Origin of the sequence: Dyella kyungheensis (assembly GCF_016905005.1) — a bacterium.
Lineage (GTDB): Bacteria > Pseudomonadota > Gammaproteobacteria > Xanthomonadales > Rhodanobacteraceae > Dyella > Dyella kyungheensis.
Window position 1 is genome coordinate 63,301 of sequence record NZ_JADIKC010000007.1, and the last position, 19,573, is coordinate 82,873.

A 19,573-nucleotide genomic window follows, 5' to 3' on the forward strand; every position below is an offset into this window, starting at 1 on the left:
CACGCATGTCGCGGCTTTCGCCGCGCTACGGTCAGTGGACCCAGCGCAGGCTGGCATCCGCATCGGTGTGAGAGTCGCCGCGCAGCAGGCGGCCACCGGCTGCGAGGCTGTTGGCCAGGGCATCCATCGGCAGGCCGGATTTCACCGAGAACAGCATGCCGTCGCCCTGCGCGCTGAGAGTGGTCACCTGGCGCACATTGGGATCGGCGCGCAACACCGCCACCAAGTTCGCGTAATCCATGGCCGAGTTGATCTGGGCGACCCACAGCTTGCCGTCGACCGTGGCCGAGCCGATCACATTGAGCTGCTTGCCCAGGCGGTCCGCCAGGTTGTTGCCGGCATCGGTGAGCACGGCGGCGACGTTGGCGCCCTGCGTGTTCCACTTCTGCTGCGCGCCGCCCGAGACCAGCACCCAGTCCGCGGCATTGCCGTGCAGCTGGCCCAGCAACATCAGGCCGGTCTTGTACTGGCGCGCCATCGCGGCGACCTGGTCGGGCTCGGCGCTGGTCAGGTTGGGCGTATCGCCGGTCTTGGCCGGGTCGGCCAGCACGGTGCTGTAGCCCTTGGCCGCCACGGCCTGGGTCAGCGCCGCCAGCGCGTCGCGGGGGAGCACGCTGCCGTCCTCGGCACGTACCACCAGCAGCACCGGCGGACGCGAACCGCCGCCGGAGATGCCCATCTGGGACACGGCGCGCTGCACCGCCGCCTGGTCGAAGGTCACCTGCAAGGCCATGCCGGTGGCGGCCCGCTGGTACTGATACTGCTGCACGATGCCGGAGGCGCCCTTGAGCACATCGGCGTAACCGGGCTTGCTGCTCAGGTCCTGGCCGCCCGAGGTGCGGGCCAGCACCTGCGCCAGGGCGTCGCCGAAGGCGCTGTCGCGGGCGGTCTCACTGGTATCGGCCACGGCAACGACCACGGTGTACGGCGACACCTGCCCCTGCGCGTGCACGGACAGCAGCGGGGCAAGGCCCAGCATCAAACAAACGAGCAGCAGGCGGGTCAGGCGCATGGGGAAGAAAATCCGGTGGGGCACGCTGGGAGTCTGCCCAATCCGCTCGGTAGCGTCCATCGAAGGCGTCAGGCTTCGCGGCTGCCGCTCAGGAAACTAGGGATGCTTTGAGCTATTCCGCATGGGTGGCATGACTCCAGAGAGTCCGCAGGGCGTGAGGCGTGTCGCAGCCCAGGCTGGCCGCCTGGGCAAGACGCGCATCGCGCCCTGCGGACTCTCTGGAGATCACCCGAAGGGCCGGTTCTGCCAGGCCGCAGCTGGGCGCCGCGCCGACTCGACAGGCAGCCAGCCTGCCTTCGTCGTCGCAACACCCAGCTGCGGCCTGGCAGAACCGGTGACGCCCATGCGGAATAACTCAAAGCATCCCTAGGCTCCACGCTGCTACAATTTGACGTTTCCTACGCCGGGTTGCCCCCATGTCCGACGCTCTCACCTACCGCGCCGCTGGCGTCGATATCGACGCGGGCAATGCCGTGGTCGAACGCATCAAGCCGCTGGTCAAGCGCACCTCCCGCCCCGAAGTGATGGGTGGCCTGGGCGGTTTCGGCGGCCTGTTCGACCTGTCGGGCAAGTACAAGGAGCCGGTGCTGGTGTCCGGTACCGACGGCGTGGGCACCAAGCTGAAGCTGGCCCAGCAGCTGGGCCGCCACGACACGATCGGCATCGACCTAGTCGGCATGTGCGTGAACGACGTGCTGGTGCAAGGCGCCGAGCCGCTGTTCTTCCTCGACTACTTCGCCACCGGCAAGCTGGACGTGGACACCACCGTGGCCGTGGTCGGCGGCATCGCCAAGGGCTGCGAGCTGGCCGGCTGCGCGCTGATCGGCGGCGAGACGGCCGAAATGCCGGACATGTATCCGCCCGGCGAATACGACCTCGGCGGCTTCACCGTCGGCGCCGTCGAAAAGTCGCAGCTGCTCAGCGGCAACGACATCGTGGCCGGCGACGTGATCCTTGGCGTGGCCTCTTCCGGTCCGCACTCCAACGGTTACTCGCTGATCCGCAAGATCCTGGAGCGCGCTGGCAATCCGCTGGAGCTGGACCTCGGCGGCGTCACCCTGGCCGACGCGCTGATGGCGCCCACCACCATCTACGTGAAGCCGATGCTGGATCTGCTGAAGAACCAGCCGGTGCACGGCATGGCCCATATCACCGGCGGCGGTTTGAAGGAAAACATCATCCGCGTGGTGCCGGAAAACCTCGGCATCCAGCTCGATGCATCCGCCATCGTGTTGCCGCCGGTGTTCGAGTGGCTGATGCGCGAAGGCAACGTGGCGCGGGAAGAAATGTGGCGCACCTTCAATTGCGGCGTGGGCTTCACGGTGATCCTGCCGCGCGACGCCGTGAGCGGTGCCAGCGAGCTGCTGGCCAAGCACGGCCTGAGCAGTTCGGTGATCGGCGAGATCGTGCCCGCGCAGGGCGACGAGCGCGTCCACATCGGCTGAACCCGTGACTGCACCGCGTCTTCGCGTTGCCGTGCTCGCGTCCGGGCGCGGCAGCAACCTGCAAGCCTTGATCGTCGCCCGCGATGCGGGCGCGCTGCCGGTCGACTTCGTCGTGGTCGGCAGCGACAAGACCAACGCAGGCGCATTGCAGCTCGCCAAGGATGCCGGCATTCCCACCTTCACGCTGAAGGCCAAGGATTTCGCCAGTCGCCGCGACTTCGACCTGGAACTGTTCCGCCGGCTCGATGCCAGCGGTGCGCAGGTGCTGGTGCTCGCTGGCTTCATGCGCATCATCGACGGCGAGGCGCTGTCGCCGTGGGTCGGGCGCATGATCAATATTCATCCGTCCCTGCTGCCGAAATACCGGGGCCTGCACACGCACCAGCGCGCACTGGAAGCCGGCGATGAGGAACATGGCGCCAGCGTCCACTACGTGACAGCCGAACTCGATGGCGGTCCCGTGATCGCGCAGGCCCGCATCAGCATCCGGGACGGCGACGACGAGGCGATACTGGCCCAGCGCCTGCTCACCTTCGAGCATCAGTTGCTGCCCTCGGTGCTCAAGCTGATGGCCGAAGGACGTCTGGCGCTGGTCGCACCGAACCGCGTGGCGCTGGACGGCAAGCTGCTCGATGCGCCGCTGCAACTGCGCCACGGCAGTTTGGTTGACTGAGCGCCCGCGGGCTCTCTACAAGTCGTTCAGGATCGGCCCGTAGACTGAGGTCCCATGACCTCATCCCATTCCCTCCGCACGTTCGCTGCCGGTCTCGCACTGGCCCTCTCAACGACGGCGGCCTTCGCTGCCACGCCCACGCCGACGCCGTTCACCGCGACCTATCAGGTCTCGCAGGGCGGCCAGGTGATCGGCGAAGCGGTGGTCACGCTCAAGCCCGCCGGCAACGGCCAATGGGTGTACAGCAACCAGATCAAGGGAACCGGCGGCATCGCTGCGGCGCTTGGCGCCAACTCGAACGAAACCACCACCTTCCGCTGGAACAACGGTGCGCCCGAAACCGTCAGCTATGACTACAAGATGGACGCCGGTTTCAAGAATAAGCAGCGCCACACCGAGGTGAACTGGAGCAGCAACCAGGTCACGGTGGACGAAGGCAAGGGACCGATGACCTACGCCAGCGCGCCCGGCCTGGTCGATCGCAACACCACCTCGTACGCGCTTGGCCTCGCCCTGCGCGCCGGCAAGCAATCGGTATCGCTGCCGGTCGCGGTGAAGCGCAATGTCGAGACACAGGAGTTCAAGGTCACCGGCAAGGACGCGGTGAAAGTGCCGGCCGGCAGCTTCCAGACCGAACGCGTGGTGCGCAGCGGCGACGAGAAAACCTTCAGCGCGTGGTACGCGCCGCAGAAATATCCGGTGCCGGTGAAGTTGTCGCAGAGCGACGGCGGTAATCTGGAACTGCAGCTGGTCAGTTACAAGAGCGGCAACTGACCGCTTCTTCGATGGATGCGGCGAGCGCGCGACTCGCTGGTCGCATCCGCATCGTTCGACAGTTTCTTGCGAAGCTGAGCCCGCCCCTCGGCTTCTTCCCGATCGCTTCGGCGCGGAAAACTCTTGCTCAAATTCGAACCTGAGCGACCCGTCAACCCCCAAAAAAGTTGACGCGCGTCACACTTCTCGAGAGGCGACATGAAAATCAGGTAAATCTGATTTCCACCGCCGCTCCCACCCCATAGCCTTTATCGATTACGGCACCCGCCGGCCTCATGCCATGCATTGGCGAATCCCCGCGCCCAATGACGGCTACGCGTGACAGGGCACGCATCGAGTTCCTCCGGGTCGCCCCTTTCTGGCTTTGATCAAGGATGCGAGGACAGCGCTGCAGGCGCGGGCTCGTGTCCGTTTTGAGGTGAGTGCGTGATTCAGGGAACGAAGACTTTTGGGCCATGGCTGGCCTTGGCACTCGGCTGCCTTCCGATAACCGGTGTACTGGCGCAATCGGCCGATACCGCGACGCAGGAACTCCTGCGCCAGCAGGAACGCGAACGCGCCCTGCGCGAGCAGCAGCAGAGCACGCCGGATGTGCGCCTGTCAGCGCCCGTGCAAGCGCAGGTCGAACGCATTCCCGCCGACGAGGCACCGTGCTTCCCCATTCGATCCATCCGCCTGGACGGCGATGACGCGTCGGCGTTTGCGTGGGCGGTCAAGGCAGCCGATGTGCCGCACGATCCTGCGACTGGCCGCTGCCTCGGTACGCGCGGCGTCAACGTGGTGATGAAGCGCATCCAGAATGCCATCGTCGCGCGCGGCTATGTCACGACGCGGGTCGTGGCCAAGCCTCAGGATCTCAATGCCGGCATCCTGACGCTTACCGTCATTCCCGGCCGCATTCGTGCAATCCGCTTCGCACCGGGCGTGGACGTCCGCGCCACCTCGTGGCGCGATGCCCTGCCCGCGCGCCCTGGCGACCTGCTCAACCTGCGCGACATCGAACAAGCGCTGGAAAACTTCAAGCGCGTGCCGACGGCAGACGCGGACATCAAGATCGTGCCCGCCGATGGCGATGCGCAGGCCGGCGAAAGCGATCTGCTGATCGTGTGGAAGCAGTCCTCGCGCATGCGCCTGGCCTTCTCGCTCGACGATTCAGGCAGCAAGGGCACCGGCAAGGTGCAAGGCGGCACCACCCTGTCGCTGGACAATCTGCTGACGTGGAACGACCTTTTCTACGCCAACCTGGGCCAGGACGTGCTCGATGGCGACCGCAAAGGCACGCGCAACTACACGGTTCACTACGACGTGCCCTACGGCTACTGGCAGTTGGGAGCCACCGCCAGCAGCTACGCCTATCACCAGACCGTGGCGGGCTACCAGCAGAACTACGTTTACAGCGGCACCAGCCACAACGCCGACGTGCGGCTCAGCCGCATGCTCTATCGCAACGCCACCATCAAGCTGAGCGCCTACGCGCGTGCATGGGAGCGCGACTCCAACAACTTCGTCGATGACACGGAAGTGCTGGTGCAACGCCGCCGCCAAGGTGGCTGGGAAGCAGGTTTCACCTATAAGCAATTCATCGGCGCAGCCACGCTCGACGCCGACGCCGCGTATCGCCGGGGTACCGGTGCCTTCAATGCGCTACACGCGCCGGAAGAGGCCTTCAACGAAGGTACCTCGCGTTCGGAAGTCGTCACCGCCGACGCGCAGCTCACGCTGCCATTCCAACTCGGCAATCAACGCTTTCGCTACATCGGCAGCTGGCGCGCGCAATGGAGCCAGACGCCCCTGGTGCCGCAGGACCGCTTCGCCATCGGCGGCCGATACACCGTGCGCGGCTTCGACGGCGAACTGCAACTCAGCGGCGATCGCGGCTGGTTGATCCGCAACGACCTCGGCTGGACGGTGGGTGGCGGTCAAGAATTGTACCTGGGTGCCGATATCGGCCATGTCGGCGGCCCGCCGACCGCAGAGGAACTCGGCCAGACCCTGGTAGGCGCCGCGCTCGGACTGCGCGGCGGCTGGCACGGCTGGGCGTGGGATGTGTTTGTCGGCGCGCCGATCAGCAAGCCGCACGGCTATCCCACTGCCAATCCCACCACTGGCTTCAGTCTGAACTGGTCGTTCTGACCGAGCCCAGCTGGCTGCTCTTTGTTGTTTGCCCGTTGATTCGTTTTCAAGGAAGTTTCGAATGAACAAGCACCTCTATCGCATCGTCTTCAACCACGCACTGGGGCTGTTCCAGGCAGTGTCGGAGCTGGTGCGTCGACCAGGGCGCGGCGCCTCGGCAAGCGATGGCATCGTTGCGGCAGCGGTACGCCCGGTCAGCCTGAGTCTATGGATCGCCTTTGGCTGGATCGGCCTGGCGTCCGTTGCCACTGCTGGCCAGATCGCCTCCGATCCGAACGCGCCAGGCAACCAGCGTCCCACCGTGATGGGTTCGCCCAACGTGGCGCCGGTGATCAACATCACCACGCCGAGCAAGGCGGGCGTGAGCCGCAACACGTACAGCGACTTCAATGTCGACGACACCGGTGCGGTGCTCAACAACTCGCGTACCAACACCACCACGCAACTGGCGGGCAGTGTCGCTGGCAATCCGTGGCTGGCCACGGGCACTGCCAAGATCATCCTCAATGAAGTCACCGGGCCGAACCCCAGTGCGTTGAACGGCTACATCGAAGTCGCCGGCGATCGTGCGCAGGTGATCGTCGCCAATCCAGCCGGCATCAGCTGCGATGGCTGCGGCGTGATCAACGCCAACCGCTTCACGCTGACCACCGGCACACCGATGCTCACCAATGGCGCATTGGACGGCTATCGCGTCACCGGCGGCACCATTCAAATCAACGGCAAGGGACTGGACGCGAGCCGCGCCGACTACGCCGACATCATTGCACGCGCCGTGCAAGTGAATGGCGGTATCTGGGCGCCGCAGTTGCAAGTCACCACGGGCACCAACCAGGTCAACGTGGACCAGTCGCAGGTCACGGCTATCGCCGCCTCGGGTGAGAAGCCCACGCTCGCGCTCGACGTCAGCGCGCTGGGCGGCATGTACGCCAACAAGATCGTGCTGCTGGGTACCGAGAACGGCGTCGGCGCACGCAATGCAGGCACCATTGGCGCCTCCGCGGGCGACCTCGTCGTTACGCAGGACGGGCGACTGGAAAACACCGGCAACCTTCAGTCGCAGGCCAATACGCAGATCGCTGCCACGGGCGGCGTGACGAATGCGGGCACGATCAGTGCGTCGCGCGAACTCGACCTCACCACGCCTGCCGACATCGACAACAGCAACGGCAACATCAATGCCGCGCGCATCGCCGTGGATGCGGCATCGCTGCGCAACGCCGGCGGCACCATCGCGCAGACCGGCTCGCAGGGCATGACGCTGAACGCGGGTGCGCTGTCCAACCGCAACGGTGGGCGCATTGGTGCCACCGAGCCGGCGACGGACGATGGCGGATCGACGAGCACACCGAGCGGCGGCAACGACGGCAGCAGCACTGGCGGAAGTAACAACTCTGCAGGTAGCAGCGGCGGCGCACCTGCCGGTGGAACCGGCACGCCCACCACGCCCATCGCACCGCTGGCCGACGGCGTGCTGCACATCAGCGGCCTGCTCGACAACGACGGTGGGCGCATCAACGCCGCCGCCGGTTTCGATCTTGCCAGCAGCACCGGCCTCGCCAACGACGGCGGTCAACTGGAACTGCGCCAGCTCACCCTGAGCGGCGGCGACCTGAGCAACCGCGGCGGCACGCTGACCATCGATGGCGCGTCCACCATCCACGCCAACCAGATCACCAACGACAGCGGCACACTGAGCTTCGCCCAGGCGGCGGCGATCGATGCGCAAGGCCTTTCCAACCGCAGCGGAACCTTCACGCTGGCCGATACCGCGCCCATGACGCTGAGCGTGGCTGGCACGCTCGACAACACTGGCGGCACCCTGGCCACCAACGCCGCGTCCTTCGCGCTCAACGCGGGCACCCTCACCAATCAGGGCGGCGTCATCGAGCACGCCGGGACCGATGGCCTGAGCATTCGCACGGATGCGCTGGACGGCGCCGGCGGCAAGATCCTCACTGCCGGCGCGGTATCGCTTGCGGCCGGTGCGGTGAACCACCAGAACGCCACGCTGAGTGCCACGCAAGTGACGCTCGATGCCACCAGCCTCGACAACCGAGGCGGCATCATCAGCGCCTCCGGTGCCGGTGCCAACGCCTTGCAAGTGACGGGCGCCTTCGACAATAGCGACGGCGGCACCATCCAGACCAACGGCGACCTCGCTCTTTCGGCGGCGACGTTCGGCAACGCGCACGGCACCGTGCAACAGTCGGGCACGGGCACGCTGAGCGTTCATGCCGATACGCTCAACGGCGCAGGAGGCACGCTCGCGAGCAATGGCGCACTGACACTTGCGGGCAACGCTATCGATCTCAGTCAGGCCAGCACGGTCGCCAACACGCTGGCGATCGATGCGGGCACGCTCAGCACCGCCGGCGGTAGCTTGCAAGCTGCCGCGACCGATGCGCTGAACGTGCGTGCCAGCGGCACCTGGGACAACACCGGCGGCACCGTGGTCAGCAATGGCGCGTTGAACATCCAGGCGGCGGCGCTCAACAACACCCAGGGCACGTTGAGCGCGGCCGGCACGGGTACCACGCAGGTCACCGTCACGAATGCCTTCACCAACAGCCACGGCATCCTCGCCGCCAACGGCGCCACCACGGTACAAGCGGGCGATCTGATCAATCAGGGCGGCACGCTGCAAGCCGCCAATGCGCCGCTCTCGGTGACCGCCAGCGGCTTGCTCGACAACAGCCTGCAAGGTCTTCTCGCCAGCGGTGGCGATCTCTCCCTCACCGCCACCACGCTCGACAACACGCAAGGCGTAGTCCAGCACACCGGCCAGGGCAACGCGACCATTCGCGCCGCCGCCTTGAACGGCCACGGCGGCACGATCGTCAGCAACGGCACGCTCACGCTGACCGGCAGCACTACCGACCTCAGCGGCGGCACCACGCAGGCGCAGCACATCAGCGTCGATACGGGCAACCTCAGCACAGCCGGCGGCAGCCTGGTGGCGCTGAGCAGCGATCCCCTGCAATTGACCGCCAGCGGCATCTTCGACAATACCGCCGGCACCGTCGCCAGCAACGGTGCACTGCAACTGACGGCGCAGTCGCTGATCAATGCGGGCGGCACCATCACCGCTGCCGGCACGGGCGCCACGATGCTCAACGTCGCTCAACGCTTGGACAACACGAATGGCACGCTGGCCGCCATGGGCGCCACCACCGTGCAAGCCGGCGACCTGATAAACCAGGGCGGCACGCTGCAAGTATCCGGTGCCGCACTGACAGTGGCCGCCAACGGCTTGCTCGACAACAGCCAGCACGGCGTCATCGCCAGCGATGGCGATCTGTCCCTCACGGCCGCCACGCTCGACAACACTCAGGGCACCATCTCCCAAACGGGGACTAGCTCCGCGTCGCAGCAGACCGGCAATGGCACGTTGAGCATCGATGCTGCCACGCTCAGCGGCCACGGCGGCACGCTGGTCAGCAACGGCACCTTGACGCTCACCGGTGATGCCATCGACCTCAGCGGCGGCACCACGCAAGCGCAGCACATCAGCGTCGACGGTGGCTCACTCAGCACGGCGGGCGGGTCGCTGATCGCGCTGAGTGGCGATGCGCTGCACGTGGCCTTGAGCGGTGCCTTCGACAACACCGCCGGTACCGTCGCCACCAACGGCGCGTTGCAACTCACCGCGCAGTCGCTGACCAACATCGGCGGCACGCTCACCGCCGCCGGCAGCGATGCCACCGCGCTCAATATCGCCCAGCGCTTCGACAACACGCGCGGCACACTGGCCGCGATGGGTGCCACCACGGTGCAAGCGGGTGACCTGGTCAATCAGGGGGGCACGCTGCAAGCATCGGGCGCCTCACTGAGCGTGACCGTCACCGGTTTGCTCGACAACAGCCAACAAGGCGTGATCGCCAGTGATGGCGATCTCTCCCTTACCGCCGCCACGCTCGATAACACCCTGGGCAACATCCAGCACGCCGGTTCCGGCAATGCGATCATTCAGGCTGCCACCTTGAACGGCCATGGCGGCACCATCGTCAGCAATGGCACGCTCACGCTGACCGGCAGCACCACCGACCTCAGTGGCGGCACCACGCAAGCCCAGCGCATCAGCGTCGATACCGGCAATCTCTCCACGGCCGGCGGCAACCTGGTCGCGCTGAGCACCGATCTTCTGCACCTCACCGCGCGCGGCGCCTTCGACAACAGCGCCGGCACCATCGCCACCAATGGCGCGTTGCAGCTCACCGCGCAATCGTTGAGCAACGCGAATGGCACGATCACCGCTGCTGGCGCCAATGCCACGACGGTCAACGTCGCTCAACGCTTCGACAACACGCACGGCACGCTGGCCGCCATGGGTGGCACCACCGTACAGGCCGGTGATCTGATCAATCAGGGCGGCACGCTGCAAGCAACCGGCGCCGCACTGAGCGTGACCGCCAGTGGCTTGCTCGACAACAGCCAGCAAGGCGTCATCGCCAGCGATGGCGATCTGTCGCTCAGCGCCACCACGCTCGACAACACCCTGGGCAACATCCAGCACGCCGGAACAGGCAATACGACCATTCAGGCCGCCACCTTGAACGGCCATGGCGGCACCATCGTCAGCAATGGCACGCTCACGCTGACCGGCACCACCACCGACCTCAGCGGCGGCACCACGCAGGCGCAGCGCATCAGCGTCGATACCGGCGATCTCTCCACCGCCGGTGGCCACCTGCTCGCGTTGAGCAGCAGTCCGTTGCAATTGACAGTACGGAACACTTTCGACAACACCGCAGGCTCCGTCGTTGGCAACGGCGCGATCGCGCTTGATGCCGGTGCGCTGAACAATCAGGGCGGCACGCTGGTTGCCGCCGGTAGCGACGCATCCAATTTGCTCGTCACCGGTCTGCTCGACAATACAGACGGCACGGTGTCGACGGCTGGCGCCACCACCCTGCACGCCGGTGCCTTCGACAACACCGGCGGCACGCTTCAGGCAGCAAGCAACGCCACGTTGACCCTCGGGGTCGACGGCCAGCTCACCAACGACAGCGGCAGCGTGCAGACCAACGGCGCCCTCGCTGTCACCGCCAGCGGCCTCAGCAATCGCGGCGGAACGATGCAGGCCCAGCAAGCCGTCACCGCCACCGTTGGGAACACGCTGGACAACACCGCCGGCAGCATCATCGCAGCCGGCGATCTCAACGTGCAGGCGCAGGCCCTGCTCAACCGGCAAACCGTCGGCAGCAACCCCACGCAGACCACGGGCCTGTATGGGCAAGGCGTGACGCTCGGCGCCGCGACGCTCGACAACACCCAGGGCCAAGTGCAGGCCCGCGATGCACTCACCATCACCGGCGGTACATTCACCAACGCTGGTGGTGTACTCGATGGCACCGGTGCGGTCAGCGTCACCGGCACGTCGCTTAACAACTCCGGCGGCCAGTTGATCCAGCGAGGAGACAGCGGCGCGCTCACCGTCAACCTTACCCAGGCGCTGGGCAACACCACCGGCGGCATTATTGGCGCCGAAGGCACTGCATCGATCCACGCCGGCTCCATCGACAACAGCGGCGGCACCGTCTTTGCCCGCCATGACCTGACGATCGCCAGCAACGGCAACCTGCTCAATCGCAACGGCGGCCAACTGCAGACCAATGGCGCCTTGACGCTTACCTCCCTAGGCACGTTCGACAACAGCGCCGGCAGCATCGATGCCACCGGCGCCGCCACCGTCAACGCCGGTTCAGTCAGCAACGTCGCGGGCCAAATCCTCGCTGGCAGCACCAGCAATGCCGCAGCCAGCTTGCACGTCACCACGGCCGGAACCCTCGACAACCGAGGCGGTACGCTCGGCAGTCGCGGCGGTGACGTCGTAGTCAGCACCACCGGCCTCAACAACAGCGGGGGCGGCACCGTCGTCGCCCAACACGATCTCAACCTGGATGCCCTCGGCACGCTCAACAACGCGGGCGGCACCATTTACGCCACCAACAACCTCAGCTTCCAGAACGGCAACGCCACGCTCGACAATACGGGCGGTCAATTCGGTGCCGGCAACACCGCCACGCTGAATCTCGCCGCGATCACCAACGCCAGCGGCGGCCATATCCAGGCCAGTACGGTGTGGCTCACCACGCCCACGCTCAACAACAACGGCGGCGAAGTGGATGGCACCAACGTGCATGCCACGCTGAGCGGCTTGAGCGGCATTGGGCGCATCTACGGCAGCCAGCTGCTGGACGCCCATATCACCGGCGACTACACGAACCTTGCCGGCCAGCGCCTGGAAAGCGATGGCGTGCTCAGCCTTACCGTCGACGGCACGCTGACCAACCAGGGCACGCTGCAAACATCCGGCGAACTCGACGTCACGGCCGCCAACATCATCAACACCAATGGCGCCGTGATCAACGCCAGCGCGGACAATGGAAGCGCCGTCGCACACATCACTGCCAGTGGCAGCATCGACAACCAGACCGGTGGCTCACTCGAAGGCGACACGCTCACGCTGCAAGGCCACGACGTCACCAACACCGGCAACATCACCGGCAACGCCATACGCATCGATGCGGCCACCCTCACCAACGGGGCGGACCTCGGTTCGGCAACCGACAACGCCGCCTATCAGAGTGGAATGATTGCCGCAGCCAATAGCCTGGCGGTGTATGTGAGCGACTCCCTGCTCAACCGCGACGCCACGCTGTTCTCCCAGGGCGATCTGTTGATTGCCGGTAACGACAGCGGCGCACGCAGTGGATCAGTCACCAACCTCTCTGGCGACATCGAAGCCGGCGGCAATCTGTCGCTGAGCGCGCAGCAGTTCACCAATGCGCGTCGTGTCATCGATACGGGTACCTTCACGCTCTCCGCCGCGGAGCAAGCGGCGAACTCGCAGAGCTCGACCTCGCCGATGTATCTCTACGACGATTCGGCGACCGCCCATCAGGTGCCCAACATCGATCCCACGCAGGTGGTGAGCGCGGCCGAGATCGCCAAGGCGCAAAGCTACTGCACCGGACACGAAACCGACAGCACGCGCTGCGTGTTCTTTCAGTCGGGCAACCACAACGGCGCCCCGTCCAACTATCAGGGCACCAGCACCGACACGCTGCTGTCCGTCACCATGATCACCGCCGCCAGCGCCCAAAGCCGCCTGCAGGCCGGTGGCGACATCACGCTCGAAGGCTCCGTTCTCAACAGTGCCTCCGCCATCGCCGCCGGGCGTAACCTCACCATCAATGGTCAGGGTGGCAGCGCCAGCAGCGACAACGTGCAGAACATCGCCTGGGTGCCCACTGGGCTGGTGCAAACCACGCAAGCCGATCAGGTGCAGTCGCAGTACCTCATCGATAGTCCGCGTACATGGCTGCTGGGCGACTGGTGGACCTACGACAGCACCAGCAGCACCCAAAGCGTGGTGCTGGCGCCCGGCAGCGTGCCGGGCTGGATCACTTACGCGACCGGTGAGACTCTGGCCTCCACCATCACCGCCGGCGGCAGCCTGACCATCAACGGCGGCGACATCACCAATACCGTGGTGGGTCGCAATGGCAATGGCGCGACCGTCACCGTCGGCAATATCGCCGGCCCCGGCAGCCATACGACGGGTCAAGCACACACTGCCCAAGCCGCCAGCGCCGGACCGGTGGACGGCGCACAGGCCGGTGCCGTGCAGGGCGCGGGCGATGTCAATCATGCGCAGGGACAAGCCATCGACGCGACGGGTGCCATCAACGGTGCCCAAGGACAGAGCATTCAAGGCGGCGCGGGCATTGGTACAACGCAGGGCCAGACGGTGCACGGTGGTGGCAACGCAGCGGGCGCCACCGCGCAAATGGTCGGCACCGCCAACGCGCCGTTGCCCGGTTACGTGGCGCCCAACAACGCCATGTATGCGCAGCACGGCGATCCCAGCGCGCCTTTCCTGGTCACCACCGCACCGCGCTTCGCCAAGGGTCCGGTCACGAGTTCCGATTACCTGTTGAGCGCGCTGGGCGATGCCCCCGACACCACCCAGAAGCGCCTGGGCGACGGTTACTACGAGCAGAGCCTGGTGATGGACCAGATCCTCCAGCTCACCGGCCGCAAGACCCTCAACGGTGGCGACGCGATGTCGCAGTACACCGCCCTGATGAACGACGCAGCCGACCAAGCCTCGCAGCTTGGCTTGCAACTAGGCGCCCCGCTCACCAGCGCACAGATTTCTTCGCTGTCCTCGGACATCGTGTGGCTGGTCGATCAGGTGGTCGATGGCCAGCATGTGCTGGTGCCGGTGGTGTATCTGTCCAAGGCCACCGCCGATGCCCTGCAAAACAATGGCGCGCTGATCGCCGGCAACGACGTGAACATCCAGTCGTCGGGCACCGTGCGCAACGACGGCACCATCACCGGCACGCAAAGCACCACCATCAGTGCCGATACGCTGATCAACCAGGGCGCGCTCAACGGCGGCCAGCAGCTCGCCATCGCCACGCGCGGCGACACCGTCAACGCGGGAACGCTGAGCGGTGGTGTCGTCAGCGTGCAGGCGGGGCGTGACCTGATCAACACGGGTTCGATCACTTCCGCTGGCGATATGGCGTTGATTGCCGGCCGTGACCTGACGACGGGCGTGGCACCCATCCAGTCCGGCGGCAACCTCGCCATGGTCGCCGGTCGCGATCTCATCGCCACGGCATCGACCATCACCGCCGTCGGCAATGCATCGCTGATCGCCGGCAACAACCTCACCCTCGACGCCACCGGCCGCACGACGCGCACGCAAAGCGGCCAGACCGTGCAGGAGAACCTCACCCACAGCGTCACCAGCATCAGCGCAGGCGGCAACCTCGCGTTGGCGGCTGGCAACGATCTGCTCAGCCAGGGCACACAGCTCAAAGCAGGCAATCAGCTGGGTCTGGCCGCCGGCCACGACATGACGCTCAACGCGGTGACCGATAGCCAGAGCGTGACCAGCAAGACCGCATCGGGTCACACCGTCACCAATACCTCCACCATGGACGAGACGCTGCGAGGCACCACGCTAAGTGGCGCCAACGGCGTAGCCGCCACGGCCGGCCATGACCTCACTGCCACCGCCGCCACGTTCACCAGCGCCAACGGCAACATAGCCCTGGGCGCAGGCAACGACCTCACGCTCAACGCCGGCAGCGAAACCCACACCAGCACCGTCGACACCAAGACCACCAGCGGCAACTGGAACTCGCACAGCACCACGCGCACTCACGACAGCGTCAGCGACACCGACGCGGTGGGCACGGCGATCAGTGGCAATGCGGTGACACTCACCGCGGGCCGCGATCTCACCGCGCAAGCCGCGCAGGTCCAGGCCAACGGTGCGATCTACGTCGCCGCCGGCAACGACGTCAACCTGACCGATGCGCACGACGTGCACAGCGAAGAGCACGACGTCAGCAAGACCTCCTCGCGCACGTTCAACACCAACGTGCTCGACCCCCGCTTCGGCAACGTCGACCCGGACAAGCGCAGCAGCAACAGCACGCAAAGCATCACGCAATCCACCAGCGTGGGCACGCTGCTCTCGGGCGACAGCGTGACGGTTGCCGCAGGCCACGACCTCACCGGCACCAACGCGCAAGTCGTAGGCACCCACGACGTGGTGATGGCAGCCGGCAACAACCTAACCCTCAATGCCGGCCAGAACACCTACACCGAAACCGACACGGCCGGTAAGAGCCACACGGGCGTGATGAACGGCGGTGGCTTGAGTGTGATGGCGGGCAAGCAAAGTAGTAAAAGCACTACTACCGTCAATGAAACGAGCTATACCGGCAGCCTGGTGGGCAGCGTCGATGGCAGCGTGACGATGAGTGCCGGCAACAACGTGCATATCACCGGCAGCGACGTGCTCAGCCAGACCGGCACAACCATCGTTGGCAAGAATGTCACCATCGATGCGGCGGTGGGCACCACCGACATCACCCAAACCCAGAAGCAAAGCAGCGCAGGCATCCACCTCGGCCTCACCGGCGGTGCAGCTACCGTCGCCAACACTGTAGTCGGCGATGCACACGGCGCCAGTCATACCACCGACAAGCGCGTGCAAGCGCTATACGCGGCACAGGCCACACAAGCGCTGTTCTCACCCGGCGCTGGCAACGCAATGGGGTTGAATGGCCAAACGGGGGCGCAAGCCATCAGCCAGGCCGCACAAGGCAACACCCAGGGAATCTCCTTGCGTATCGGCCTGGGTGCCAGCAGCGCGACCAACACCGAGACCACCCACGACGACACCGCTTACGGCAGCACCATCCACAGCAACGGTAACGTCACCATCGCTGCCACGGGCGGCGACCTCAATGTCATTGGCAGTCAGATCAGTGGCAACAACGTCGCCCTCGCGGCAGCCAACAATCTCAACCTGCTCAGCCAGGCCGAACAGCACTCCGACAAAAGCGACAGCCACAACAGCAGCGGCGAGGTGGGCATCAGCATTGGCCAAACCACCGGCATCTATCTCACCGTCGCCGCCGGGCAAGCCCAAGGACACGGCAACGGCACCACGCACGCTGATACCAGCGTCAACGCCAGCGACACCTTGAGCCTGATCAGCGGCGGCGACACCAACATCATCGGCGCCCAAGCCAAGGGCAACACGGTGCTGGGCAACATCGGCGGCAATCTCAATATCGCCAGTGAGCAGGACACCAACGACTACGCCAACCATAGCGTGCAGGCGGGCCTCACGCTGGTGTACGGCTGGAGCACGGGTGGCGTGGGTGTCAGTGGCTCGCTGGCGGCCAGCCAGGCCAAGAGCAACTACGCCAGCGTCAACGATGTCAGTGGCATCGGCGCGGGCATCGGCGGCTTCGACATCCACGTCAACGGCAGTACCGATCTGAAGGGCGGCGTGATCGCAAGCACGGCTGATGCCTCAAAGAACCTGCTCGACACGGGCTCGCTGACGTTCAGCGATATCCAGAACAAGGCCAGCTATAGCAGCGAAAGCATCAGCATTGGCGGCGGTATGGGTACATCGGGCGGCGGCATCAACGGTGGCATCGGCATCCCCCAACACGACAGCGAAAGCAGCACCACTCAAGCCGGCATCGCCAACGGCACGATCGTCACCCGCAACGGCAACACCGATCTGAGTGGCTTGGATCGCAATCCCACACTGGACAATCAGGCGCTCAAGACAATCTTTGATGCGCAGAAGGTACAGGACAACCAGCAGGCCGGAATGCTTGCTGGGCAGGTGGGCATGACTGCCACCGGTGATCTTGCCACTTACATGGCGAATCACGCGACCACCGACGCCGAAAAGGCAGCGTGGAGTGATGGCGGCACCAACAAAGTGCTCTTGCACGGATTGGTCGGCGCGGCGACGGCCGCACTGGGTGGCGGCGATCCACTGCAGGGGGCAACGGGTGCCGCAGCGAGCGAAGCCGCGAGCATCGCCATGCAGAACTACCTGATCCAGCAGGGCCTCAATCCGACCGACCCGCTCTTCAACACGCTAATGCAGCTGGGCAGCACCGCAATCGGTGGTGCGGTCGGAGGCGGTGCGGGTGCATCCACCGCACTACAGGGTGATCAGTTCAATCGGCAGCTGCACCCGAGCGAGATCAGCTGGATCAACAGCCACGCCAAAGACTTCGCCAGTCAGCAATGCGATTGCGATCCTAGCGCCGATCAAATCAATGCCGCGACGAAGCAGTTGGCGCAGCAGGCGGCCCGTCAAACCGATGTGCTTTGGGCCGCTGCCCTACCGGGCGACGACAGCGCCGCCCGCCAATACCTGGCGGGTGCGCAAGGCACTTTCACCAATACGCTGGGCAACGCGCAGCAACTATTCACGGTGGAAGGTAACCAGTTCCTGCAGCCGATGATGTATCTGCCCGATGCCAGCGCCAACCGTGGCTTCTATCAGCAATACGTGCAGCCGGGCGCGGGCAGCGTCAACACGAACCTGCAGGTGATGTTGGCGCAAGCAGGCGTCAACGCGTACTTGAACCAGGGCCAGACCGCGTGGAATGCCGTCACCGGAGCGATTGCTGGCATCGGTGGCGCCATCTTGCATCCGGTGGATACGTTCAACGCGGCGGGACAGGGCCTTGGCGACAGTGCCGCCTATGCCCTCAACTCTGGAATGGTGAACGGTCAGCTGCAGGCGGTGTACGGGCAGGATGTCAGCGGCGCCACTGCGACCTTGGCGACCCTCAATTCGTCTTTAACCCTGATCGGTGCCACCGGCGCGGGTAAAGGTGCTGCTGCAGTAATCGAAGGAGCTGCCAAATCGGCCGCCGTCGATGCTATAACCGCAGCGGTTCGCGCAGGCTGGAGCGGCGATGCGGCGGGGCTGGAGCAGTTCACACGGAGCATTGTTGGCAATGTCGGTACAGTCAACCGTTTCTTAAGCGCGGATGCGGTCAACGCAACGATGGACACTTACAACTGGTCACCTGCGTGGCAATCCGGAACAATGGTGGCCGATGCCACGCTCAAACCGGGAACGGTGGTGAACATGGTGGTTGATAAGGCCACCTATGAAGCCCTTACGACGCCAGGGGCTGATACCAGCAGGGCATTTGGTGGATGGGCGACCTTTGACGATGTGTCAAATCAAGCATACGCCCGCAACCAATTGGCCATCACGTCTGACATGAAGGCAGACGCAAGTTACGTGATTCAAGTCGAGGTCACGAAACCTATTGATGTGCAGATTGGCGTTGTCGGCGAACAACCGGGTGCTGCGGGCGGTGGTAATCAGTTGCACTTCAACCTTCCGCCAGGCCAGAGAGCTGAGACATTCAAATTTGTTGGCGGTGAGGAGTTGCATTGATGAGTTCGAAAGTCGCTGGCTTCACAATGCACGATGCTGCAGGCCATGCTGTCTTAAAGAGCGATTGGCTTCGCTGGGTGCGAGATCATAATGGACCCGGAGAGTTTGGAGTCGTCACGCATTTTTCATGGAGGGTCGATGGGCGTGACGTCTGTGTACCGGTTGATATTGGTCAAGTGACTTGGCATGTACTCCCTGATGCAAGCGGCTTCATTTGCTTTGAGAGAGGCTTCAAGACCGACAACTGTTACGTCCTCGACGCCTTCGGCAGAGAACGCTACCGCCTGCATGTTCCGTGGGAGCTTACGCCCTACGACGTACCTTCCGGCGCCAAAATGTGGTTTCGTAATGTCGGGACGCACGCTGATGGCAAATTCGGAGTTACTGCGTGGATTGAGTACGCAGGTGACTTCTACTTCGAACTGGACTACCACGAGGGTCGCTTTCTCTGGGGAAAGGAAATCCGATTCTGATTGGCGAAGCCTGCGACAAGCGAGACGGATGTCGTTAAGTCGAATTAACCACCTCCGTCCCGTTTGCTTGCAAGTGCCAAGCAAGTAAGAGGTGCCAGGGACGATTTCGAAACAGGCAAAACAGGGGGCAAAGAGTGGAGCTTTCGAGCAAGTGAAGAGGCCGCCGACGGGCACCATGGCAGCCATGGCCATATCATGCCATCCGCTCCCAATGAGGAACGACTATACCCCGTCAACCGCGCATCGATCCGGCGAGCGCTCCCCAGCATATAGGGGACGATTTCTTTTCACGATTTT

7 protein-coding genes are annotated in these 19,573 nt (G+C 64.8%); 6 read left to right on the forward strand and 1 reads right to left on the reverse strand.

The features are described from left to right. Positions 1-31 precede the first annotated feature (31 nt). Positions 32-1,012, reverse strand: a complete 981-nt coding sequence (locus tag ISP20_RS15030) for a DUF2066 domain-containing protein (RefSeq protein WP_204636932.1) — start codon at positions 1,010-1,012, stop codon at positions 32-34. Positions 1,013-1,428: 416 nt separating this feature from the next. On the opposite strand from ISP20_RS15030, the gene purM reads away from it, so the two are divergent. The 6 genes from purM to ISP20_RS15060 all read left to right on the forward strand — a co-directional run bounded on the left by purM (position 1,429) and on the right by ISP20_RS15060 (position 19,276). Further along, the gene (gene purM / locus ISP20_RS15035; protein WP_204636933.1) at positions 1,429-2,457 is read left to right on the forward strand and encodes a phosphoribosylformylglycinamidine cyclo-ligase; all 1,029 of its coding nucleotides are present in this window, start codon (positions 1,429-1,431) and stop codon (positions 2,455-2,457) included. A 4-nt stretch (positions 2,458-2,461) separates the two neighbouring features. Beyond that, positions 2,462-3,130, forward strand: coding sequence for a phosphoribosylglycinamide formyltransferase (gene purN, locus ISP20_RS15040; protein WP_204636934.1), 669 nt, complete (start codon positions 2,462-2,464; stop codon positions 3,128-3,130). 54 nt (positions 3,131-3,184) lie between these two features. Further along, positions 3,185-3,904, forward strand: a complete 720-nt coding sequence (locus tag ISP20_RS15045; protein ID WP_204636935.1) for a DUF3108 domain-containing protein — start codon at positions 3,185-3,187, stop codon at positions 3,902-3,904. Positions 3,905-4,330: 426 nt separating this feature from the next. Continuing rightward, complete coding sequence (locus tag ISP20_RS15050; RefSeq protein WP_204636936.1) at positions 4,331-6,037, forward strand: ShlB/FhaC/HecB family hemolysin secretion/activation protein; 1,707 nt, start codon at positions 4,331-4,333, stop codon at positions 6,035-6,037. 61 nt (positions 6,038-6,098) lie between these two features. Beyond that, the gene (locus ISP20_RS15055) at positions 6,099-18,803 is read left to right on the forward strand and encodes a two-partner secretion domain-containing protein (protein WP_204636937.1); all 12,705 of its coding nucleotides are present in this window, start codon (positions 6,099-6,101) and stop codon (positions 18,801-18,803) included. Then, positions 18,803-19,276, forward strand: a complete 474-nt coding sequence (locus ISP20_RS15060) for a hypothetical protein (protein WP_204636938.1) — start codon at positions 18,803-18,805, stop codon at positions 19,274-19,276. The genes ISP20_RS15055 and ISP20_RS15060 overlap by 1 nt, the downstream gene beginning before the upstream one ends. Positions 19,277-19,573 lie beyond the last annotated feature (297 nt).